General features: G+C 66.8%; 20 protein-coding genes and 1 pseudogene. 16 read left to right on the plus strand and 5 right to left on the minus strand.

Annotated features, from left to right (window positions below):
• The first annotated feature begins 255 nt into the window (after nt 1-255).
• The 12 genes and pseudogenes from PV781_RS10760 (at nt 256) to yihA (ending at nt 12,123) form a co-directional block, all read left to right on the plus strand.
• Entirely contained in the window at nt 256-1,029 is a 774-nt protein-coding gene (locus tag PV781_RS10760; RefSeq protein WP_274775616.1) for a hypothetical protein, read from the plus strand.
• 156 nt (nt 1,030-1,185) lie between these two features.
• Entirely contained in the window at nt 1,186-2,442 is a 1,257-nt protein-coding gene (locus PV781_RS10765) for an MFS transporter (RefSeq protein WP_274775617.1), read from the plus strand.
• A 97-nt stretch (nt 2,443-2,539) separates the two neighbouring features.
• Entirely contained in the window at nt 2,540-2,710 is a 171-nt protein-coding gene (locus tag PV781_RS10770; protein ID WP_274775618.1) for a hypothetical protein, read from the plus strand.
• A gap of 88 nt (nt 2,711-2,798) precedes the next feature.
• Entirely contained in the window at nt 2,799-4,217 is a 1,419-nt protein-coding gene (leuC, locus tag PV781_RS10775; protein WP_274775619.1) for a 3-isopropylmalate dehydratase large subunit, read from the plus strand.
• A gap of 372 nt (nt 4,218-4,589) precedes the next feature.
• Nucleotides 4,590-5,012, plus strand: coding sequence for a metallopeptidase family protein (locus PV781_RS10780; protein WP_274775662.1), 423 nt, complete (start codon nt 4,590-4,592; stop codon nt 5,010-5,012).
• A gap of 101 nt (nt 5,013-5,113) precedes the next feature.
• The gene (locus tag PV781_RS10785; protein WP_274775620.1) at nt 5,114-5,668 is read left to right on the plus strand and encodes a cytochrome b; all 555 of its coding nucleotides are present in this window, start codon (nt 5,114-5,116) and stop codon (nt 5,666-5,668) included.
• A gap of 204 nt (nt 5,669-5,872) precedes the next feature.
• A complete protein-coding gene (leuD, locus tag PV781_RS10790; protein ID WP_274775621.1) occupies nt 5,873-6,478 on the plus strand; it encodes a 3-isopropylmalate dehydratase small subunit in 606 nt (201 codons plus the stop codon).
• A 238-nt stretch (nt 6,479-6,716) separates the two neighbouring features.
• Nucleotides 6,717-8,357 (plus strand): annotated as a pseudogene (ybaL, locus tag PV781_RS10795) (YbaL family putative K(+) efflux transporter); the annotation flags it as partial.
• Nucleotides 8,358-8,920: 563 nt separating this feature from the next.
• Entirely contained in the window at nt 8,921-9,055 is a 135-nt protein-coding gene (gene rpmH / locus PV781_RS10800) for a 50S ribosomal protein L34 (RefSeq protein WP_274775623.1), read from the plus strand.
• 27 nt (nt 9,056-9,082) lie between these two features.
• On the plus strand, nt 9,083-9,463 hold the full coding sequence (rnpA, locus tag PV781_RS10805; RefSeq protein WP_274775624.1) for a ribonuclease P protein component: 381 nt from the start codon (nt 9,083-9,085) through the stop codon (nt 9,461-9,463).
• Complete coding sequence (yidC, locus tag PV781_RS10810) at nt 9,460-11,298, plus strand: membrane protein insertase YidC (protein ID WP_274775625.1); 1,839 nt, start codon at nt 9,460-9,462, stop codon at nt 11,296-11,298. Before rnpA ends, yidC begins: the two co-directional genes overlap by 4 nt.
• A 159-nt stretch (nt 11,299-11,457) precedes the next feature.
• Nucleotides 11,458-12,123, plus strand: a complete 666-nt coding sequence (yihA, locus tag PV781_RS10815; RefSeq protein ID WP_274775626.1) for a ribosome biogenesis GTP-binding protein YihA/YsxC — start codon at nt 11,458-11,460, stop codon at nt 12,121-12,123.
• 559 nt (nt 12,124-12,682) lie between these two features.
• Here yihA and PV781_RS10820 read toward each other — a convergent pair.
• Nucleotides 12,683-12,874, minus strand: a complete 192-nt coding sequence (locus PV781_RS10820; protein WP_209103434.1) for a hypothetical protein — start codon at nt 12,872-12,874, stop codon at nt 12,683-12,685.
• A gap of 648 nt (nt 12,875-13,522) precedes the next feature.
• Nucleotides 13,523-14,038: a cold-shock protein gene (locus PV781_RS10825; RefSeq protein ID WP_342449159.1), complete on the minus strand. Its 516-nt coding sequence runs from the start codon at nt 14,036-14,038 to the stop codon at nt 13,523-13,525.
• 507 nt (nt 14,039-14,545) lie between these two features.
• Here PV781_RS10825 and PV781_RS10830 point away from each other — a divergent pair.
• The 3 genes from PV781_RS10830 (at nt 14,546) to PV781_RS10840 (ending at nt 18,897) form a co-directional block, all read left to right on the plus strand.
• Nucleotides 14,546-16,240 (plus strand): SulP family inorganic anion transporter, encoded by a 1,695-nt coding sequence (locus PV781_RS10830; RefSeq protein WP_274775627.1) that lies wholly within the window; start codon nt 14,546-14,548, stop codon nt 16,238-16,240.
• Nucleotides 16,241-16,249: 9 nt separating this feature from the next.
• On the plus strand, nt 16,250-16,891 hold the full coding sequence (locus PV781_RS10835; protein WP_274775628.1) for a nitroreductase family protein: 642 nt from the start codon (nt 16,250-16,252) through the stop codon (nt 16,889-16,891).
• Between the two features lie 323 nt (nt 16,892-17,214).
• On the plus strand, nt 17,215-18,897 hold the full coding sequence (locus tag PV781_RS10840) for a B12-binding domain-containing radical SAM protein (RefSeq protein ID WP_274775629.1): 1,683 nt from the start codon (nt 17,215-17,217) through the stop codon (nt 18,895-18,897).
• 111 nt (nt 18,898-19,008) lie between these two features.
• Here the strand turns inward: PV781_RS10840 and PV781_RS10845 are convergent, their stop codons facing one another.
• On the minus strand, nt 19,009-19,248 hold the full coding sequence (locus PV781_RS10845) for a hypothetical protein (protein ID WP_274775630.1): 240 nt from the start codon (nt 19,246-19,248) through the stop codon (nt 19,009-19,011).
• Between the two features lie 211 nt (nt 19,249-19,459).
• Here PV781_RS10845 and PV781_RS10850 point away from each other — a divergent pair, with 211 nt between their 5' ends.
• The gene (locus tag PV781_RS10850) at nt 19,460-21,055 is read left to right on the plus strand and encodes a gamma-glutamyltransferase family protein (RefSeq protein ID WP_274775631.1); all 1,596 of its coding nucleotides are present in this window, start codon (nt 19,460-19,462) and stop codon (nt 21,053-21,055) included.
• Between the two features lie 12 nt (nt 21,056-21,067).
• On the opposite strand, the gene PV781_RS10855 is transcribed toward PV781_RS10850, so the two are convergent.
• Together PV781_RS10855 and fliK are read right to left on the minus strand one after the other, a co-directional pair.
• Nucleotides 21,068-21,661 carry a lytic transglycosylase domain-containing protein gene (locus PV781_RS10855; RefSeq protein WP_425532386.1) on the minus strand — a complete coding sequence of 198 codons (594 nt, stop codon included), beginning with the start codon at nt 21,659-21,661 and terminating at the stop codon, nt 21,068-21,070.
• On the minus strand, nt 21,603-22,579 hold a 977-nt coding region (gene fliK, locus PV781_RS10860; protein ID WP_274775632.1), incomplete at its 5' end, for a flagellar hook-length control protein FliK. The genes fliK and PV781_RS10855, both read right to left, overlap by 59 nt.

The following is a 22,579-nucleotide window of genomic DNA, read 5'->3' on the forward strand; positions in this document are numbered from 1 at the left end:
GACGCATGCCGACCCCTTGAAACGTCATGCCCGGGCTTGTCCCGGGCATCCACGCCTTCACCCCCTGCCGCTCCTGGCGGCACCCCGTGGATGGCCGGGACAAGCCCGGCCATGACGGTTGTTCTTGGGACCAGGGGGCAAGGCTGTGGGACTGTCTGTCGTTTCGAGAGGCGAGGGGCCTCGAATGTCAGTTCGGACAGGGCCGGCGGGCATCCCGCCGGCCTCTTCTTTTCCTGAGGCGGCAGGGCGGATCGCATGACGGGGCTCATCTCCATCGAACCGGACCAGCGCCTCGTGGTGCTGGCGCGCACCCTGGATGCGCCCTCCGCCGAGGGCGACGATGCCCTGGCGCGGGAGGCGGGGGCGTGGGACCAGCTTGGCCCCACCTGCCTCGGTCGCTCGCTCTATCGCCACCATTCCGTCTTCAAGAGCCAGTCGGATGCGCCCCTCTGGAGCCATGCGGAGTTCGTCTATTTCCGCGACCTGGTGCCCGCGGAAGCCATGGCCCGGCTGGTTCAGGACGCGCCCGCGCCCGACGTGCGGCTGCTGCGGGCCGAACTGCTGGTGACGACGCCGGGCGCCTTCCACTTTCCCGAGGGCTGGGCGGGATCGGCCCAGAGGCCGCATCGCAAACCGTCCATCGAATATCTGGACGTGGATGTGGCTTACCTCGCCGCCTACCGGGACATCATGCGGCGCTATATCGGGCCGGGCGCCGCGCGGCTGGTGGCGCTGGGGACGCTCGGGACCTTCCGCACCCTTGAGACCACGGCGGTGCTGTTCCAGGATCCGGCGCTCCGCACGCAGTGGAACCAGATTCATCTGAGCGAGGTGCCCGCCGAAGGGTTCCAGGGCTTCGGGCAGGCGCTCGACGCGGCGCTGCGGGACATCTCCCCGGATGGCGCCTTCACGTCCCTGTTCGCCGGGCTGGAGCGCATGCGCACCATTCCCCGCTGGACATTGAATGACCCTGTGATTGAGGCGGATGCCGGAATTGGCGCGTGGGCGGCGCGCCCTGCGGCCCCCTGATCCGGCCGTGGGACGGTCTTCCCCAACGTGACCTAAAGCTTTGGCGTGGAACCGAAACCAAAGCTTGGCGTTTGTCCGCCAATCGGGTCTGATCGGGTCAGCCGGTCCGGCCGCGAGGCGAGCGGCCGGACGCGGGCCGGCGGGGGCCAGGACATCATGACCGATCAGGTGGGGTCGGCGCAGCGCGCTTCGGCGCGGGCGCTGGGCGGGCTCAATTTCTTTCTCGCCGACGTGCGCGACGGGCTCGGGCCCTTTCTCGGCATCTTCCTCATCGGCCAGGGCTGGGCGCCCGACCAGATCGGCTATGTCATGACCGCCGGGGGCCTTGCCGGCATGCTGGCGACGGCGCCGCTCGGCGCGCTGGCGGATGCAACCGCCATGAAACGGGCGCTCATCGCCGTGTGCGCGGTGGTGGTGATCCTCGCCTCGCTGGCTTTGCTCTATGTGCCCCATGGGCCCATGGTGGTGGCCTCCCAGATCCTCACCGGCCTTGCGGGGGCCGCCATCGGCCCGGCTATCGCCGCCCTGACACTGGGGCTCGTCGGCCAGGACGGCCTGCCCGCCCAGCTCGGCCGCAACGAAGCCTTCAACCACGCCGGCAACATGGTCGCCGCGCTGCTGGCCGGCTGGCTCGGCTATGCCTATGGGGTGGAGGCGGTGTTCTGGCTGATGATCGCCATGGCGGCGGGCTCCTTGCTGGCATTGTCGCGGATCGATCCGGCCCTCATCGACAATGACGTGGCCCGGGGCCTGGAGAAGGGCGCGCAGGCTCATGGGGCGCCGGAGCCCAGCTTTCGCCTGCTGCTGAAGTCGCGTCCGCTGGTGGCGGTGGGGCTGACCTTGCTGCTGTTTCACCTCGCCAATGCGGCCATGCTGCCCTTGCTGGGTCAGGCGGTGGCGGCCCGTGGTGGGGCGGACCCGGCGGCCTATACGGCGGCCACCGTGGTGGTGGCGCAATTGACCATGATCCCCATGGCGCTGCTCGCCGCGCGGCTCGCCCATAGCCGGGGCTATGAGGTCGTCTTCCTGATCGCCCTCCTCGCCTTGCCGGTGCGCGGCCTGGTGGCGGGCCTTTGGCCCGCGCTGCCCGCGCTGCTGCCGGTGCAGATCCTTGACGGCGTGGGCGCGGGCCTCATGGGGGTGGCGACGCCTGGCATCGTCGCGCGCATCCTGCGCGGCACCGGCCATGTGAATGCGGGCCTCGGCGCGGTGATGACCATGCAGGGGGTTGGCGCGGCGCTGAGCCCCTCGCTCGCCGGCTTCATCGCGGTGGAGTTCGGCTATGGCACGGCCTTCTGCACGCTGGCGGGGGTGGCAGCGGTCGCGGTGGTCTTCTGGCTCGTCTGCACGCCCACGGTGCGCCGGGGCGAGCGGGGCGTCGGGCCGGCCGCGTCCGCGCCGGGCGGCGCGTGAGCCGGGCAGGGGGCTGCCCCTTTTGACGGTTAGGCGCGCCATCACGTTGGCGCGTACGCGCATTGTGGGGCGTGACTGGAACTGCTAAAAAGCGCCCATGATCGGGTTCCGCGAAAATGGTCCGTGCCGCTCCCTGGAGGCGTATTGCGCCGCCGGGTCGTTCGCGCGCACCACCATGGAATTCGCGGCGGTGCCCGATCATGTCCGATTGCCGGGACGCTTTTTCGGCCGCTTCACGACCGCTGCGCTCGCCGCCCTTCGGCGCTGACAGCCCGTCCAAGCCGCCTTTTCTCGTCACCGACGTCGCCCGCTGCCTTTTCGCGCAGGCGGGCCCCGTTCCTCAGGACACAAAAACCATGAACGCCAGCGCCCCGCGCACCCTCTACGACAAGATCTTCGACGACCACGTGGTGGAACGCCAGGAAGACGGCACCTGCCTGCTCTATATTGATCGCCACCTCGTGCATGAGGTGACGAGCCCGCAGGCCTTCGAGGGGCTGCGCATGACCGGCCGCACCGTGCGCGCGCCGTCGAAGACGCTGGCCGTGGTGGACCATAACGTCCCCACCACCGACCGCACCCTGCCGAACCCGGACGAGGAGAGCGTGGCGCAGATCGCGGCGCTGGCCGAGAATGCCCGCGATTTCGGCATTGAATATTATGACGGCTTCGATCGCCGCCAGGGCATCGTCCATGTGGTCGGCCCCGAGCAGGGCTTCACGCTGCCCGGCACCACCATCGTGTGCGGCGACAGCCACACCTCCACGCACGGCGCCTTCGGCGCGCTGGCGCACGGCATCGGCACCTCCGAGGTGGAGCATGTGCTCGCCACCCAGACGCTGATCCAGAAAAAGGCCAAGAACATGCGCGTCACCGTCGACGGGGTGCTCCCCGAAGGCGTGGGCGCCAAGGACGTGGTGCTGGCCATCATCGGCACCATCGGCACGGCCGGCGGCACCGGCTATGTGATCGAATATGCCGGCGACGTGTTCAAGGCCCTGTCCATGGAAGGGCGCATGACCGTGTGCAACATGTCCATCGAGGGCGGTGCGCGCGCGGGCATGGTGGCGCCCGACGAGAAAGCCTATGCCTATATCAAGGACCGGCCCAAGGCGCCGAAGGGCGCCGACTGGGATGCGGCCATGCGCTACTGGGAAACCCTCCTCACCGACGAGGGCGCCTATTTCGACACCGAGGTCCGGCTCGACGGGGCCAAGCTGCCGCCCATCGTCTCCTGGGGCACCAGCCCCGAGGACGTGATTTCCGTGGAAGGCTTCGTGCCCGATCCGGACCAGATCGCCGACGAGGCCAAGCGCGCGGCCAAGAAGCGGGCGCTGGCTTATATGGGGCTCACGGCCGGCACGAAGATCACGGACATCGCGCTCGACCGCGTGTTCATCGGCTCGTGCACCAATGGCCGCATCGAGGACCTGCGCCAGGCCGCCGCCGTCATTGCCGGCCACAAGGTCAGCGCTAATGTGAATGCCATGGTGGTCCCCGGCTCTGGCCTGGTGAAGGCGCAGGCCGAGGCGGAAGGTCTCGACAAGATCTTCAAGGAAGCCGGCTTTGACTGGCGCGAGCCCGGCTGCTCCATGTGCCTGGCCATGAATGCGGACCGCCTCTCGCCCGAGGAGCGGTGCGCCTCCACCTCCAACCGCAATTTCGAGGGGCGCCAGGGCTTCAAGGGCCGCACGCACCTCGTTTCCCCCGCCATGGCGGCGGCGGCTGCCATTGCGGGCCGGTTCGTGGACGTGCGGGAATGGCCGCGCGCCTGACCGTCATAAAGGTCTGAACAATCAGCCCCTCCGGTCCTCCGGAGGGGTTTTTTATTGTGCGCCGGCCAAACTCAGGACCCGGCAGCACTCATCCGTCAGAGCAGGACGGCGCTTTCGATGGACGCGTGAATGTCACGCGGCTCATGGGGTGCAAAGTAAGCAGCAACGCCCAGAATGGTCACCAGACCCGCGGTGACCGCCAGCTTGCGCAGCATGGTCAGCCTCCTCACATGTAGTGAAAGCGTAACGAGCCGGGTTGGTTAATGGTTCCTTAAACGCACGGCGCTCACAGGACCTTGATCATCTGCTCTTGTTGAAAGGTGCTGCATGTCTGACGCCGAAGATCCCGTGATCGAGATGACCGAGGCCGAAATGCAGGCGGCGCTCGACTGGCGTGGGCGGGCGGCCCCCTCGCTGGCGGATTTCGAGGTGATTGCCGACGAGGCCTTCGCGCGCCTGCCTGACGCCTTCCGGCGCCTGTGCGCCGGCGTCATCATCCAGGTGGACGACTTCCCCACGGAGGAGGTGCTGGACGAGATGGAGGCGGAAACCCCCTTCGACCTGCTGGGCCTGTTCCAGGGCATCGGCCTCGCCCAGGATGCTGCCGTCACCGAGACCGGGCGCATGCCCAACCTCATCCATCTCTATCGCCGCCCCATCCTCGATTATTGGGCCGAGCACGAGGAGAGCCTTGGCGCCGTCATCACCCATGTGCTGGTGCATGAGATCGGCCACCATTTTGGCCTGTCAGACGAGGACATGGAGCGGATCGAGGCGGAGGCACGGGACGACTAGTTGATCGGCAGCGCAATCCCGCAGCGTCATGCCGCATGGCGACATTCTCTGGCCATATTAGAACGAATATAAACTAAGGCTGAACAAGGGGTATGTCCAAAATGGCGGGTTCCATCCAGGCCGCGCGCTACTCTATGCCCATGCGCGCCATCCATTGGCTCACCGTCATGGTGGTCCTGACGACTTATGGCCTGACCTATGTGGTCGACCTGTTCGCCCGCGGCACGCCGGAGCGCGCCACCACCTGGTGGCTGCACATTTCCTTCGGTTGCGTGCTGATCCTGCTCGTCGCCGCCCGCTTCGTCGCCCGCTTCACCACCTATGTCCCGCCCACCTCGGCGGCGCTCTCCCGGCCCATGTCCATCGCCTCCCATGCGGTGCACGGGCTGCTCTATCTGCTGCTGATTGTCGTGCCGGCGCTGGGCGTGCTCAGCGCCTTCACCGATGGCAAGGCCATCACCCTCTTCGGCCTTATCGACATCGCCTCGCCGCTCACCGCCGACAAGACCCTCGCCCACCAGATGGAGGACATTCACGGCTTAATGGCCGACAGCCTTCTCATCCTGGCTGGGCTCCATGCAGCGGCGGCGCTCTGGCACCATTTCGTGCAGAAGGACGACGTGCTGCGCCGCATGCTTCCCGGCCATGGCCAGTGAGGCGGGCAAGCCTTTATCCGCGGGCGGTTTCGCACTAGAGTGACAAGGCATCGGAGGGTCGCAAGCGGCCGCCGATGCGCCATCTGCATGCCGTACCTGACGTCCTGAAGACGGAAAGGCCGCGCCCGGCGATTGAACCTCGCCCGCGCAGGCTCTAAGAACCGCTCCAAAGGGCCCACCGGCCGCAAGGGAGCCGCCCGGAACATGGAAAAGTTCACTGTCCTCGAAGGCGTTGCCGCGCCGCTGAAGCTGGTCAATGTCGATACCGACATGATCATCCCCAAGCAGTATCTGAAGACCATCAAGCGCACCGGCCTCGGCAAGGGCCTGTTCTCCGAGATGCGCTACAATGAAGATGGCACCGAGAATCCCGACTTCATCCTCAACCAGAGCGCCTATCGCAATGCCAAGGTGCTGGTGGCCGGGGACAATTTCGGCTGCGGCTCGTCCCGTGAGCATGCCCCCTGGGCGCTCCTGGACTTCGGCATCCGCTGCGTGATCTCCACCAGCTTCGCCGATATTTTCTACAATAACTGCTTCAAGAACGGCATCCTGCCCATCGTGGTGAGCCCCGAGGAGCTGGACAAGCTGTTCGACGACGCCGAGCGCGGCGCCAACGCCACCTTGACCGTGGACCTGGCCGCCCAGGAGATTCGCGGCCCCGACGGGGGCGCGATCAAGTTCGAGATCGACCCCTTCCGCAAGCGCTGCCTGCTGGAAGGCCTGGACGATATCGGCCTGACACTGGAGAAGGAAACCAGCATCACCCGCTTCGAGGGCACGCGCGGACAGACCCAGCCCTGGCTGTGAGCGACCGCTTCGGCCATGGGACCGGAACTCCGGCGTCGCTTGAGGCGCCGAGACCCGAAAAAAGTTGAAGCAATTGACGCAAGGTCAGATGGGCGCCACTTCGGCGCCCATTTTTTTTGCCTTATGCCGAAGTGAAATTGTCCCGTCCGTCCAAGCCTTTCGCCTAAAGTGTCGCGAGGCTGAAAAGGAATGGGGCGATCCTGCCGCCATACGCCCCCATGCATCTTCGGAGACGCCCGTGCCGCATCATTCGCCGCTCATCGCCACCATCGTGGGCGCCATCGTCCTGGCGTTCCTCCTCGGTGCCCTGGCACAGCGGCTGAAACTGTCGCCACTGGTGGGCTACCTCATCGCCGGCGTGCTGTGCGGCCCGTTCACGCCCGGCTTCACGGCCGATCCGGACCTTGCTCTGGAACTGGCGGAGATCGGCGTCATCCTGCTCATGTTCGGCGTCGGCCTGCACTTCTCGCTGGCGGACCTGTTGTCTGTGAAGGCCATCGCCATTCCCGGCGCCATCGTCCAGATCGCGGTGGCCACCGTTCTGGGCATCGGGCTGGCGCATTTTCTGGGCTGGAGCTTCGGCGGCGGCCTGGTGTTCGGCCTGGCCTTGTCGGTGGCGAGCACCGTGGTGCTGCTGCGCGCCCTCCAGGAGCGGCGCATCCTTGAGAGCGAGCAGGGGCGCGTGGCGGTGGGCTGGCTGATCGTCGAGGATCTGGCCATGGTGCTGGCGCTGGTGCTGCTGCCGGCGCTGTCGGAGGCGCTGGGCGGGCGCCCCGCCACCGCCACCGCGACGGCCGCCCTGGTGGGCCCCGATGCGGGAATTGGGGTGACGCTGGCGATCACGCTCGGCAAGGTGGTTGCCTTCATCGCCCTGATGCTGATCGTGGGTCGCCGCGTCATTCCCTGGATGCTGCACTGGGTGGCCCATCGCGGCTCGCGCGAATTGTTCCGCCTGGCGGTGCTGGCCATCGCGCTGGGCGTTGCCTATGGCTCGGCCTTGCTGTTCGACGTGTCCTTCGCGCTCGGCGCCTTCTTCGCCGGAATGGTGCTCTCCGAATCCCCGCTCTCCCAGCGGGCGGCGGAAGAGACCCTGCCGCTGCGCGATGCGTTCGCCGTGATGTTCTTCGTCTCCGTGGGCATGCTGGTGGACCCTTCCATCGTCGTGAAGCATCCCCTTGAGCTTATCGCCACCCTGCTGATCGTGGTGGTGGGCAAGTCGCTGGCCTCTTTCGCTCTTGTGCGTCTCTTCGGCTATGGCAACGCCACTGCGCTGACCATTTCCGCCAGCCTGGCGCAGGTGGGCGAGTTCTCCTTCATCCTGGCGGCGCTGGGTGTGAGCCTCCAGCTGCTGCCGCCGGAGGGCCGGGACCTGATCCTGGCGGCGGCGATCTTCTCCATTGTGCTCAACCCCTTCTTCTTCCTCGCCATCGACAAGCTGCGCCCCTATCTGGTGAAGGCGGCGCCGACGCCGGAGGCGGCAGCAACCCCGGCCTTGCCGCAGACCGAGAAGGCCGATCACACCATCCTGGTGGGCTATGGCCGCGTGGGGCGGCTGGTGGCGGCGGGGCTTGAGACCGCCGGCACCCCCTTCGTTGTCATCGAGGACCAGGAAGATGCGGTGGAGCGCCTGAAGAAGGCCGGCATCGAGGTGGTGAGCGCCAACGCCGCCGCCCTGGAGGCACTGGCTGCTGCCAATATCGCCCATGCCAAGCGGCTGATCCTGGCCATTCCCGATGGCTTCGCCGCTGCCGGCGTGCTCAAGAAGGCCCGCACGCTCAACCCCAAGCTTGACATTATCGCCCGCGCCCATTCGGACGCCGAGATCGACCGCCTGAAGCAGGGCGGCGCCAATTTCATCATCATGGGCGAGCGCGAGGTGGCGCGCGGCATGCTCGGCCATGTCTTCGGGCTCGACAAGAAGGCCACCTCGGATGCGGCCGCAGCGCCGGCCGCAACGCACAGCGAGGAGGCCGCGGCGCGCGCCATCGAGGCCGTGGAAGCCCCGACCGATTCCGCCTCCGACATCCTTGCCCCGGGCACGGCCTTGCCGGATCTCGGCGATGTGCTCACCTCCAAGGCGGACATTACGCCCGAGCGTGATGAGGCGGCGGATCGGGTGTCGGCTGCGCCGGCCGCCGCCGAGCCGGACGGGAAAGTCGTGGTGGCAGAAGCCCTTCCGCAGGACGAAGCCGCGCCTGCGCCAGGTTCCGACGCCCCCAAGCCGGCGGCCTGAGCCGCAAGGAAAGCCGGGGGTGGGCGCCTTCACCGTTGACGTGCGGGCCTCCTCCCCCTATAAGCCCGACCCGAACTCGGGCGGCTCCGGCTCCCGGGAGCCAAACCTTATTTTCGAGTTGGACTCGAGTGAGGTGGCAGGCGACAAGGGTCGCAGGCCAAGGCTTCTGGATCGCAGTTGGCGTCGCCAAAACCCCGGAGACAAGTACCGTGAAGCGCACCTATCAACCGAGCAAGCTCGTGCGCAAGCGTCGGCACGGCTTTCGTGCGCGCATGGCGACCCGCAACGGCCGTAAGATCATCGCCTCCCGCCGGGCCCAGGGCCGCCAGCGCCTGTCCGCGTGAGGCATGCCTCAGGCGGAGTTGCGTTCCATGGATCGCCTCCGCCAAAGGCGTGACTTTCTGGCGGCAGCCAAGGCCGACAAGGCCGGCGTCGCCTCGTTCCTGCTACAGGGGCGAAACCGTCGCGGCGAGGACACCGTGCGCCTTGGCCTGACGGTCACCAAGAAAATCGGCAATGCCGTGGTGCGCAACCGCATCCGTCGGCGGCTGAGGGCGGCGGCAGGGGAAGTCCTGCCCGCCCACGGCCGAGCCGGCTACGATTATGTCCTGGTCGCGCGCCCGCATGCTTTGCATGCGCCCTTCTCGGATCTCACCCGCGATCTCGAGCGCGCCATCGCCCGCCTGCACGGCGCGCCCTCGAAAAAGCCCAAAGACACGTCCGCCCCCGCCAACGGAGGCCGCCCGGCATGACCGACAATCGCAACATGTTCATCGCCATCGGCTTGTCGCTGGCGATCCTCCTCGGCTGGCAATATTTCTTCGGCATGCCGCAGGCGGAGAAGCAGCGCCAGCTGGCGGAGCAGCAGCGCCAGACGCAGCAGGCCCAGCAGGCCCCGGCCCAGCCCGGCAGCACCGCCCCAGCGCCTGGCGCCGAGGGTGGCGCCAGCGTGCCCGGCGGCACCGCCGCGCAAGGCCCCGCCAAGGCCCTGACCCGCGCCCAGGCGCTCGCCGCCTCGCCGCGCGTGGCCATCGAGACTCCCCGCGTCACGGGCTCCATCAATCTGCGCGGCGGCCGTGCGGATGATCTCTCGCTGAACGACTATCGCGAGACGGTTGCGCCCAACAGCCCGAACATCGTGCTGCTGGAGCCCTCGGGCGCTCCCAATCCCTTCTATGCGGAATTCGGCTGGACCAGCGCCCCCGGCGCCAACCTGAAGCTGCCCGGCCCGGACACGGTCTGGACGGCCCAGAGCCAGAAGCTGACCCCCGCCGCACCGCTGGTGCTGACCTATGACAATGGGGAAGGGCTGCTCTTCAAGCGCACCTTCACCATCGACACCGAATATATGTTCACGGTGAAGGACGAGGTGGAGAACAAGGGAGCGGGTCCCGTCACCCTCTATCCCTACGCTCTCGTCTCCCGCCATGGCCTTCCGCACACGGCCGGCTTCTACATCCTCCATGAGGGTCTCATCGGCGTGCTCGGCGATGCCGGCCTGCAGGAGGTGACCTACGCCAAGATGGAGGACAACCAGCCCCGCACCTTCAAGGCGACCGGTGGCTGGCTGGGCATCACCGACAAATACTGGGCGGCGACTGTGATCCCGGACCAGGCGACGGCGGTGGATGCGCGCTTCTCCTCCTCCACCCAGGCGGGCGTGCGCACCTTCCAGGCCGACTATCTGGCCGCCGGAAAGACGATCGCCCCTGGCGCCACCGAGGCCTCCCAGGCGCGCCTGTTCGCCGGCGCCAAGGTGGTGTCCGTGGTGGATGGCTATCAGCGCCAGTACCAGATCGACCGCTTCGACCTGCTCATCGACTGGGGCTGGTTCTATTTCATCACCAAGCCGCTGTTTATCGTCATCGACTGGATCTATCGCGTCGTCGGCAATTTCGGCGTGGCGATCCTGATCGTGACCGTGGCGCTGAAGGCCCTGTTCTTCCCGCTGGCCAACAAGTCCTACGCCTCCATGGCGAAGATGAAGGCCCTGCAGCCGGAGCAGCAGGCCATCCGCGAGCGCTACAAGGACGACCGTACCAAGCAGCAGCAGGCGGTGATGGAGCTGTACAAGAAGGAGAAGGTGAACCCGATCGCGGGCTGCCTTCCCATCCTGGTGCAGATCCCGGTCTTCTTCGCGCTCTACAAGGTGCTGTTCGTGACCATCGAGATGCGGCACGCGCCCTTCTTCGGCTGGATCCACGATCTGTCCGCGCCGGACCCGACGACCATCTTCAACCTGTTCGGCCTCATTCCCTGGGACCCGTCCACGGTACCCGTCATCGGCACCTATCTGATGCTCGGCGCCTGGCCGCTGATCATGGGCGTGACCATGTGGGTGCAGATGAAGCTGAACCCGGCCCCGCCGGACCCGACCCAGCAGATGATCTTCAACTATATGCCGATCATCTTCACCTTCATGCTGGCCCATTTCGCCGCCGGCCTGGTGATCTACTGGGCCTGGAACAACACGCTCTCGGTGATCCAGCAGTCGGTCATCATGAAGCGGCACGGCGTGAAGATCGAATTGTTCGACAATCTGAAGTCGACGTTCAAGAAGAAGCCGAAGGCCAACACCAAGGCCTGAGGCGGTCCCCGCTGCGGGGACCACAGACCCACCGGGACGGCGCCTTCGGGCGCCGTTCTGCGTTTTGAGCCGCGCGCGCGACGATGGGAACGGGACCTTGGGCGCGTGGCCTTCGGGCTCGCCCTTGCGTCGCACGCGCCTTGAGCCGATAAGCGGGACATGAGCACAGACGTTGGCGAGACCGCCGAAGACAATCCCTTCATCGAGCCCGGCCGGCTCCTGTTCGCGGCGGAATGGAACTTCATCACCGCCGCGCCCACGGTTGAGACGCTGCCCCCCATGACGGGGCTGGAGATCGCGCTCGCCGGGCGCTCCAATGTGGGCAAGTCCAGCCTGGTCAACGCGCTGACCGGCCGCAAGACGCTGGCGCGCACCTCCGTGACGCCCGGCCGCACGCAGGAGCTGATCTTCTTCCGCGTCGATCCGCGCCTGACCCTGGTGGATATGCCCGGCTACGGCTTCGCCAAGGCCCCCAAGGAGAAGGTGGACGCCTGGACGGCCACCATCCGCGCCTATCTGCGCGGGCGGGTGAATCTGGCGCGGGTGTTCGTGCTCATCGATTCCCGCCACGGCATCAAGCCAGTGGACGAGGAGATCCTGGACCTTCTGGACAAGGCGGCGGTGTCCTATGCCATCGTCCTGACCAAGGCCGACCAGATAAAGCCCACCGAGCTGAAGGCGCGCCTTGTGGAGACGCAGGAGCGCATCCGCAAGCGTCCGGCGGCCTATCCGGTCATCTTCCCCACCTCCAGCGAGACCGGCGCCGGCCTTGCCGAACTGCGCGCCGCCGTCGCCCAGCTGATGGCGGAACGCGGCGTCGCCTGAGGGCGGCGGGGCGCGGGTGTCGGGCCGAGAGCGAGACAAAGGTGCGCGACCAGCGTCCGTCCTGAACACGGCGAGCAGGGCTGGCGGGCGCCCATCTGGCGTCAGGGGGAGCGCCGCGCGGCAGGTTCGCCCCGCTTCCGGGTCAACACTTGCAGGATCAACGCTTGCCGGATCAACGCTTGCAGTGGCAACGCCCGCAGGCCAGCGCCCTCGCCACGCTCTCCGGCCCCCGGTCGGGACGCGGGATCAGTGCGGCTCCGGCGCGCGGCTCATGCAGGCGGGAGGCTGGACGTTCAGACCCTGTTTGGGATGCAGATGGGGGGCAAAGTGGCTCTGGGCCAGCGGTACGCGCTTGGCGCGGCGGCATATGGGCGGTCAGTGGCTGCTTGACGCTTCGGGATAGCCCTGTGGCTGCAGTCGACCGGTTTCGACGCCAGTCCATTTTCGACGCCAGTGCGTTGAGGAGCCGGCCCCGAGGGGCCGGCCCGTCGTGCCGAGGCAATGGCCGGGCGCGCGCCGATCGCGGGCCACCTGGCCTCAGGCATCGGCTGATGGCGTCTCAGCGCCGCTTGCGCTCGTCCTGGATGAGGGCTTCTGTCGCCGCAATGGCCCCCTCCAGCTCGGAAATCTTCCGCAGGGCGCCGTCGGAGGGAACAGTGGTGGCCTGTGCTGCGGCAAGCAGGAGGTCACGCTGGGCGTTCTTCAGTCGTTCGAGGAGACCCTTGAGGTCCGCCTCCGTTTGTTGAGCCATTCTGGGTTTTGCTCCGTACTGAAAGACCTGTCCGCGCCGCCCTGACAACGCTGACCTGTCGACTGAGAGAGGGCGGCGGGTTTCAACAAGGCCGGAGCCCGTGATCCAAAACCTGGCGCCCTCGCCAAAAAGAAAACGTTAAAGCCATCGGCCGGGTCGGATCATCCTGCCCCTTGGCTTCGGCCTCACGCGGGCTCTGTCCGCCCCACCGCAACAGATCGTGCCCTCGTGTCCCGTGCCCGGCCCTGCGCCACGCTCCCATGAATGGGAGACCGCACATCGGCAGCAAGCAAGGCTAAGCCTAATCGTAACAAGCCGCGCCTGGCGTTCCGTCGGATCCGCGTCAAGCCATGCTTGATCAGACCAGCGCGAGCAGGTCCGAAGGTGCGGACGGTCCGGCGCGTGGTTTTTCGGCGCGCCCTTTTTCCTGGTGCTCGTGCCCCGCGCCGCTCCCATGCAGGAGAGAACACATCCCACCCTCCAACTGGGCCCGCCATGGGGTCAGACTGAGGGTGCGCCTGAGGCGGGACCCCCTGGCTCTGCCTGTAGGGATGCCATGCCCGAGGATGCTCGAACGCAGGCCACATGGCACAACGGGCGGAAGAGTGTCTCTTCCGCCCGTTGGCTGTCATCTCGTCAAGAAGCGGATCAATCCGCGACTTCGATGCCGCGCGCCTCGGGACCCTTGGGACCCTGGCCGACCTGCACCACGACGCGCTGGCCTTCGCTGAGGTCGGACAGGCCGGAACGGGACACCACGGTCACGTGGACGAACACGTCCTTGCCGCCGCCTTCAACCGCGATGAAGCCGAACCCCTTGTCGGGATTGTACCACTTCACGGTGCCGACGCGCTCCTCGGTGGGGCCGGAGGCCGCACGGGGACCACCAGCGCCGCCGCCGAAGCCGCCCGAACGGGGGGCGCCGCCGAAGCCGCCGGGAGCCCGGCGCGGGGGAGCCGCTTCCGCCGTGGAGGTGTCCACGTCGAGAACTTCGGTGACCTGACGGCCCTTCTGGCCCTGGCCCACGCGCACGGAGAGCTTGGAGCCGGGGGGGACGCTTTCCTGGCCAGCGGCCTCAAGGGCGCGGGCATGCAGGAACACGTCGCCGGAGCCGTCGGAGAGTTCGACGAATCCGAAACCCTTTTCAGGGTTGAACCACTTCACAGTCGCGTCGATCGGCGGGCCGGACGGCGCGGGCGAGCTGAAGCTGCTGCTCGGCGAGGAAAACGCGCGCTCTCCTCCAAAACCACGGTCACGCGGCGGTGCAAAGTCGTCATCAAATCCGCGACGGCGCGGCTCTCGGAAGTCTCGGTTACGGCTCATGTGTATTTCCGTTGAGGTCAGGTCGCCAATCTTGGCCAGGGCCATCCACTTGCTGAACTTGTTTGCGTTTTTGATACTCACATCCTCAGACGACCCAACAGAAGTCCTGACGACACGCTCAAGTCAGCCACCCGCGTCTTGCCTTTCAGCCTACTGGACACACCCACCTGCCACGCGAGCCAAACGGAATACGCGTAGCAGATCGGCATTTATGACAGTAACACACATCTGTGACGTTTTGGTACATGAATTGTTGGCTCTTCAGGAGCAAGCTTCGCCGAGGGGAAAGAGGCCCTCTTTCCCGGCGGGTCAGGGCGCCCGCAATTGTCGAAGCGCAGGGGGTCACCCATGGCTGATCTGGCCGACCTCGCACCACAGCGGGTCCGCGCGCCACGGCGCGACGGCCTGCTGCCGAAGATCGTCACCACGTTCCGTCAAGGCTATGGTTTCAAGGACTTGCAGGCGGATGCGGTGTCCGGCCTCACGGTCGCCATCGTCGCTTTGCCATTGGCCATGGCGCTGGCCATCGCCTCCGGCACCGGCCCGGAGAAGGGACTGGTCACCGTGGTGGTGGCCGGCTTCCTCATTTCGGCGCTGGGGGGCAGCCGCTATCAGATTGGCGGACCCACCGGTGCCTTCGTAGTGGTTGTCGCGCATGTGATCGCCCAGCACGGCTATGACGGCCTGCTGCTGGCGACCCTCATGGCCGGGCTCATGCTGCTGGTGGCGGGGGCGCTGAAGGTCGGCACCTTCATGCGCTATATCCCCGAGCCCGTGGTCACCGGCTTCACGGCAGGCATCGCCGTCATCATCTTTTCCAGTCAGGTGAAGGACTTTTTCGGCCTCTCCATCGCCCATCTGCCGGCCGAGTTCCTGGGCCAGTGGCACGCGCTCATTGGCGGGGTCTCCACCCTTTCCCCCGTCACCACGGCGGTCTCGGTCGCGGCGCTGGCGCTGATCCTGGTGCTGCGGAAAGTCGCGCCCAAGGCCCCGGGCTTTCTCATCGCGGTGCTGCTGGGCGCGGTGGTGGTGACGGTCTTTCATCTTCCCGTGGCCACCATCGGCTCGCGCTTCGGGGCGCTGTCCGGCAGCCTTCCGGCGCCAGCCTTTCCCACCGTCACGCTTGAGCGCCTCTCCGACCTGCTGCCGAGCGCCATCACCATCGCCTTCCTGGCCGGCGTTGAAAGCCTGCTTTCCGCCGTGGTGGCCGATGGCATGACCGGCGGGCGGCACCGGCCCAATGCGGAACTGGTGGCCCAGGGTGTCGCCAACACCGCCTCCGCCCTGTTCGGCGGCCTGCCTGCCACCGGCGCCATCGCCCGCACCGCCACCAACATCCGCGCCGGCGCCCGCTCGCCCATGTCCGGGGTGCTGCATGCGGTGTTCGTGCTGGCGGTGATGCTCGTTCTGGCGCCGTTCGCGGTCTATATTCCGCTGGCGAGCCTGGCGGCCATTCTCATGGTGGTGGCTTGGAACATGAGCGAGATGGACAAGATGCGCCATCTCATGAGCGCCCCCATGGGCGACCGCATCCTGCTGCTCTCCACCTTCTTCCTCACCGTGGTGGTGGACCTGACCGTGGCCATTGGCGTGGGCGTGGTTCTGGCGGCGGTCATCTTCATGCATCGCATGGCGGAGGCCTCGTCCGTCGCCCATCTGCCCGACACCGATGAGACCGATTCCCGCGCCTTGCTGCCGCCGGGGGTGGAGGCGTTCGATGTGTCCGGCCCGCTTTTCTTCGGCGCCGCCGCGCGCCTGTCCGAAGTCCTCGACCAGATCGGCCAGCCCCCTCGCGCCTTCATCCTGCGCATGGAGGATGTGCCGCTCATCGACGCCACCGGTGCCGGCGCCATCGGCGATTTCGTCCGCCGCTGCCGCAATGGCGGCACGCGTGTGATTCTGTGCGGCCTCAGGCCTCAGACCGCCCGCGTGCTCAGCCAGATGGGGCTGAAGCCGGAGCCGCCCGCCATCCTGTGGGTGGACAGTTTCGATGAGGCGCTGCACGCATCCGCCGCCGATCCGGCCACGCCATCCATCGCCTGAGGGAGACTTATGGCGCACGCCCCCCATCACGCCTCCACCGCCGCGCCCCTCCATGACGGCACGCCGATCCAGGCGCCCACATCGCGGGAGATGCTGGAGCTTCTGGCGACGCGCCGCTCGCTGCCGCTGCGCGCGCTGGTCGCGCCCGGCCCGAGCGCGGCGGAACTGGACGCCATGCTCGCCATTGCCGCCCGCGTGCCGGATCATGGCCGCCTCGTGCCGTGGCGCTTCATCGTGCTGGAGGGGGAGGCCCGCGCCGAGGCGGGGCGGCGTTTCGATGCGCTCTACAAGGCGCAGAACCCTGATCTGCCGGACGCCAAGGCGCAGATGTGGCGGGATTACATGATGCGCGCGCCGGTGACGGTGGTGGCCGTGAGCCGGCCCGATCCCGCCGCCAAGGTGCCGGAATTCAACCAGGTGCTCTCCGCGGGCGCGGCCTGCATGAACCTGATCGCGGCGGCCACCGCCATGGGCTATGCCGCCCACTGGCTGCTGAAATGGCCGGGGCGGGACCCTGAGGCGGCGGCGCTTCTGGGCGTCACGGCGCAGGAGAAGGTGGCGGGCTTCCTGCATCTGGGGAGCCCGGCGGACGTGGTGGCCGACCGCCCTCGGCCGGACATGGCAGCCATCGTCACGCATTGGAGCCCCTAGAGCCAAGTCGGGGCACATTGAATCACATGGCGATCCGATGGGCTCGGTGAATCCGTCTCTATTCAATGAGTTGGAGGGTTGTTCCCCGTCCAGTCGGATCGCGCTCTAGGAGCCTGCTTGGACATTCGGGTTTTGGGAATTTCGCTGTGCGGGTGGCTGTGATTCAAGCTCTGGATGTGGACGCCAGAGCACATCAGGCTACAGATCCCAAGAACGTGTCTGCTCTGACAATCCACAAGCCTCGCGACAGGACCGCTCACTAACATCGCCCCACCGTGAAACGTGCGTTTCAGCTCTGGTCTACGGCTGCGGGGTGCCTATCGATGAAAAAGCTGCTCTTCGTCATTCCCCCCTATTTCAACGCGGCGGACTATCTCGACAAGACGCGTGCAGCTGTTCTTCCTGCTTTCACCATTCCCTATGGCATCCTGTCCATGGAAGCCTATCTGACCAGGCATTGCGAACGCCTTGGCGGCCTGCAACTGCTTGACCTGAATGTGACGCTGAAGCGGCTCGTGGAAGAGCGTTCGGTGGATTCCTATGACGCGGTCTTTCGCGCGGAGTTGACGGCCGTTCTCAAGGCGTTCAAGCCGGATATCGTAGGTGTGTCCGCGCTGTTCAACTCCTCTTTCGACTACATCCAGAGCCTGGTGAAGGCGGTGAAGGATTTCGATCCTAACACCTTGACCATTGCCGGCGGCGGGTTGCCGTCGGCCGCCTATAAGCTGATGCTGGAGCAGTGCCCTGATCTCGATGCGATCTGCAAAGGCGAGGGCGAACTGCCGCTGAAGGATCTGATCGATTCCCCCGATCCCGACGCGCTGATTGCCAATCACAAGTCCTGGATCAGCCGCTCGGCTGCGGCGGCCGGCAAGATACCGGAGCATACGTTCATCGCCAATCTCGATGACATTCCGCAGATGAACTACGCGATGCTCAATCTCGATCATTATAACAATCGCGGAATCGACAAGCGTTATACCGATCAGCCCAAGCGCGAGATGGCCATTCATACGTCGCGCGGTTGCCCGTTCCTGTGCGTGTTCTGCTCCAATCCCGCGTTACATGGCCGCGACGTGCGTTTCATGTCCATCGAGCGGGTTATTCAGGACGTTACGCGCATGCGTGACGAGTTCGGCATGACCGTGTTGATGGTGGAAGACGATCACTTCTTCCACGACCGAGCCCGCGCCAAGCGATTGTTGCGTGAACTGGCCAGCCTGGGCATCCGCCTGGAATTTCCCAACGGCGTGGCGGTCTATGCCATCGACGATGAAGTGGCGGAATTGTTCGCCAGTGCTGGCGTGTCAGCCGTGGCGCTGGCGGTGGAATCGGGTTCTGACCATGTGCTCAATAACATCATCAAGAAACCTCTGAAGAAAAAGTTGATCCGGCCTGCGGTCGAGGCGTTGCGCAAATTCAATGTGCGCTCGCATGTATTCATTGTTGTCGGCCTGCCTGGCGAGCAGGATGAGCATCGCCAGGAGACGCTAGAGATGTTGATCGAGAATGGGTTTGATTGGGTTCACGTCTTTTTGGCGATCCCCATTTTCGGAAGTCGCTTGTATGACATTTGCGTCGAAAATGGCTACATCGAAAATACAAACAATGCCAACTTCATCGCCACCAAGTCGGTCATCCGCTCGCCGGGCGTCGATCCAGAAAGATTGGAGCGGTATGCGTACGAGACGCAGTTGCGTGTTAATTTCGTTGAAAACTACAACATGAAAATCGGCCGCTACGATGTGGCTTTACATTATCTGAAGAACGTCGTTATCAAGTATCCAGACCACGCATTTGGTCATCTTTACATGTCTTTGTGCTACAGGGGGCTGGAAGAGACATCTCTAGCTGCCCATCACGCAGCCGAGGCTCTTGAGGTGTTCTCAAGGGATGCCTGGTGGCGCGAGTTGGCTCATCGGTATGATGTCGACTATCTCAGCATGTTGAACGGGTGTGGCAGTCTTGGCCACAGTCCCGCGTCCCTTAGCGCGGCCGAGTGCTGACGTCCTGAGGTGTGAGGACATAGGTTTCTTAAGAGCCGGATCCGTTCGCAGTGAATCGCCCAGCCGCTCAACCCTTTCGGGACGGGCTCTTAAGAACAAGTGCGCGCAAGGTCAGTTGGCGAGCTTGGCCTCGGCAATGGCGGCCATGCGGGCATAGCGGTAGGTGCCGTAGATGGCGACCACCGAGAACAGGGCCATCAGCACATATTCTCCGACGTCACCCAGGTTGAACAGGCCACCCACCGCCCAGCCGGCGGCGAGCGCGGTCGCCACGGCTTGCAGAGCCACGAACAGCGTCGCGCTGGCCACCGTGAACATATGCTTGCCGCCCGTGCGTGCGTTCCCTGCCATATCCCGTCCTCTCCCGTCGCCCTGTGCCTTTGCGGCCGGCGACCTCACACGTATCCATTCGCCCCGGCGGGGCCGGGCGTTTCGCGCCGGACACTGCGCCGCAAAGGCCGATGGGTCAAGCATGGCGGGCGCGGCCCAAGGGCTGCGGACCTGATATAGAGGCGCGACGGCGCCCCGGCGGGGCGAATCGCCAGCTTCGGAGACACCCGCAATGAGCCATGAGAGCACCCGCACCGGCCGGGGCATGGTCGCCACCCCCCACCACCTCGCCACCCAGGCGGGAAAGCAGATCCTGTCCGAGGGCGGCAATGCGGTGGAGGCGGCCCTGGCGGCGGCGGCGGCCATCGCGGTGGTCTATCCGCACATGAACCATCTGGGCGGTGACGGCTTCTGGCTGATCCGCGAGCCCTCCGGCCGTGTGCGCTACATCGAGGCCTGCGGCTTTGCCGGCGCCAAGGCCACCATCGCCCATTATCGCGACCTCGGCCACGACACCATTCCCTTCCGGGGACCGCTGGCGGCGCTTACCGTGCCCGGCGCAGTGGGCGGCTGGGCGCTGGCACACGAGGCGGCGCGCGCCTTCGGCGGCAAGCTGGGCCTCGCCGAGATCCTGGAGCCCGCCATCCGCCATGCCCGCGCCGGCGTGCCGGTGTCGCGCTCGCAGGTGGAGCTGACCGCGAGCCGGCGGGCGGAGCTGGAGCCGTCCCCCGGCTTTGCCCGCACCTTCCTGCCCGGCGGCAAGGTGCCGGAACTGGGCCAGGTGCTGGTGCAGCCGGGCCTTGCGCAGACGCTGGAGCATCTGGTGGGCGCGGGCCTCGACGATTTCTATCGCGGCGATGTGGGCCGGGAGATCGCCGGCGACCTGGAGCGTATCGGCAGCCCCGTCACGCGCGGGGATCTGGAGCGCTACCGGGCGGTGACCCGCGCCCCGCTCCAGGTGAAGCTTAAGGCCGGCACCGTCTATAACGCGCCCCCGCCCACCCAGGGCCTCGCCTCCCTCATCATTCTCGGCCTGTTCGACCGCCTGAACGTCCGCGCGCCGGAAGGCTTCGACCATGTGCATGGGCTGGTGGAAGCCACCAAGCGCGCCTTCCTGGTGCGCGACACCGTGGTGCGGGACCATGACCTGCTGGCCGAGGATGTGACGCGCTATCTCGATCCCGCCTTCCTCGATCCGGAGGCCGCCCGCATCGACACGAAGCGCGCGCTGCCTTGGCCGCAGCCGGCGGCCCATGGCGACACCATCTGGCTCGGCGCCGCGGATGCCTCGGGGCTGGCGGTGTCCTATATCCAGTCCATCTATTTCGAGTTCGGCTCGGGTTGCGTGCTGCCGGCCACCGGCGTGCTGATGCAAAACCGAGGCGCCTCCTTCTCGCTGAACGCGAAGGCGGTGAACCCGCTCACCCCCGGCCGGCGGCCCTTCCACACGCTCAATCCCGCGCTCGCCGACCTCGCGGACGGGCGCATCATGGCCTATGGCACCATGGGCGGGGAGGGCCAGCCGCAGACGCAGGCGGCCGTCTTCACCCGCCATGTGCTGTTCCGCGAGCCGCTGGGCGAGGCCATTGCGGCGCCGCGCTGGCTGCTGGGTCGGACCTGGGGCTCCACCCACAACAATCTGCGGCTGGAAAACCGCTTCGACGAGAGCCTGGTGCGCGCCCTCGTCTCCGCCGGGCATGACCTGGAGGTGCTGCCGGAGGCTTTCTCCGACACCATGGGCCATGCGGGCGCGGTGATCCTGCATCCCAAGGGGGGCCTGGAAGGCGCCCATGATCCGCGCGCCGATGGCGGGGCGGCGGGCATCTGAGGCGCGCGCGCCTCAGACCTTCTCGCCGATGCAGAAGGTGCGCGCGTCCGGGGTCCAGGAGCCGACCCCGGCGGATACGAGGTTCTTCATCACCCGGCAGACATAGCGTTTCTGGGCGGGCGTGTTGTTGGGGCCGGCATTGTAGCGGGCGAGTGCCATGGTCCAGGTGCCGTGGCGCTTCTTCAGCTCCTGGATGAAGCGGGCCGCCTGTTCCACGTTCAGGCGTGGATCGAAGATCTCCTCGACAGTCCGAAACTCCTGCTTGTGCCAGTAATAGTTCACCTGCATGCAGCCGATGTCGATGAGCTGCACGCCGCGCGCGCGCGCGGCGTTGAACAGCCTCAGCGCTTCCTGAAGGTTGCTGGAGATGTAGTCCTTGCCCTCGATATAGAGCGTGTAAGGCTGTAGGAAGCCGCGATAGCCGCTTTCTGTCAGCCCCACCGCATAAAGGATGGGCAGGGGCACATTATACTTGACCGAGGCGCGCTGCAGCTCGCGCTCGCACACATTGGGCGGGCCGCCGGGCGCGGGGCCGGCGGAGGCGGGGCTAGCCGTCCAGCAGGCCACCATCAAGGCCGCCATCAAGGCGAAGATCAAAGCCGGCATCGCGCGCGCCGCCGCGCCCGGAATTGCGAGAGCCTTGGTCGTCATGTCGTCCCTCATTGCGTCGTGAACCGTCCTGAGACCCCCCTTGCGAGCGGTCGCCCTGCGGATCGCCCCGGCGGTCATCGCCGGGGGAAGCCTGTGTCGTGCGCAGGTCCGGCCCCGTGCTGGGGCCGATGGCGGAGCCATCCGGGCCGGACACCTCCATCCGGTCCTCGCTGCAGCCAAATTCCCGCAGGATGCCCGCCAGCTGCGCCTTGTCCTGCTGGAGCAAGGCGGCGGTGCCGGCATCGGCGGCGCGCACCCGCACCTCAAGCCCGTCCGAGGTGAGGCGCAGGCGCACCGTCACCTTGCCGAGCCCCTCGGGCGACAGCGCGAGCTCCATGATCCGCACGGGATCGCCGGGGCGGGGGGCGGCGGAAAGGTCGGCGCCCGCATTGGCGCGCACCAGGCGGCTCGCCGCCTCCGAGAGCGCGCCGGCCACTGCGGCCGTGCCGGGCGAGGGCAGGGCCGTCACGCTCCCGCTGGCGGGCCCGGCGGTTCCCGCGCCCGCCCGTCCGGCGGAAGCGTCGGCCGAGACAGGGGAAGGTGCAGGCGGTGCCCCGCGCTCGTCCCGTTCCTCCCGCCCGCCGCGCCGCTCACCGGCCGGCCGGGTGGCGGCGGGAGGATCGCTCGGGTGCGGGGCAAAAGCGGGGTCCGCCGTCTTCACCGCGCCGGACCCGGCCGGCTCGGCGCGGCGCGTCTGGCGCTCGGGCAGGGTGCCAGAAGCAAGGGCAGCGCCCTGCGGGCCCGCTGTGTCGCGGACCTCTGCGACGTCCGTGAGACTCGCGGCTTCCCCGTTGGACATGTCGCCCATCGCCGCAACCGGGGCGGGGACCGGCCCGGACGGCGGGGCGACACCCGTGCCGCCGGCCGCCGGCA

It is taken from the genome of Aquabacter sediminis (assembly GCF_028863665.1).
Lineage (GTDB): Bacteria > Pseudomonadota > Alphaproteobacteria > Rhizobiales > Xanthobacteraceae > L1I39.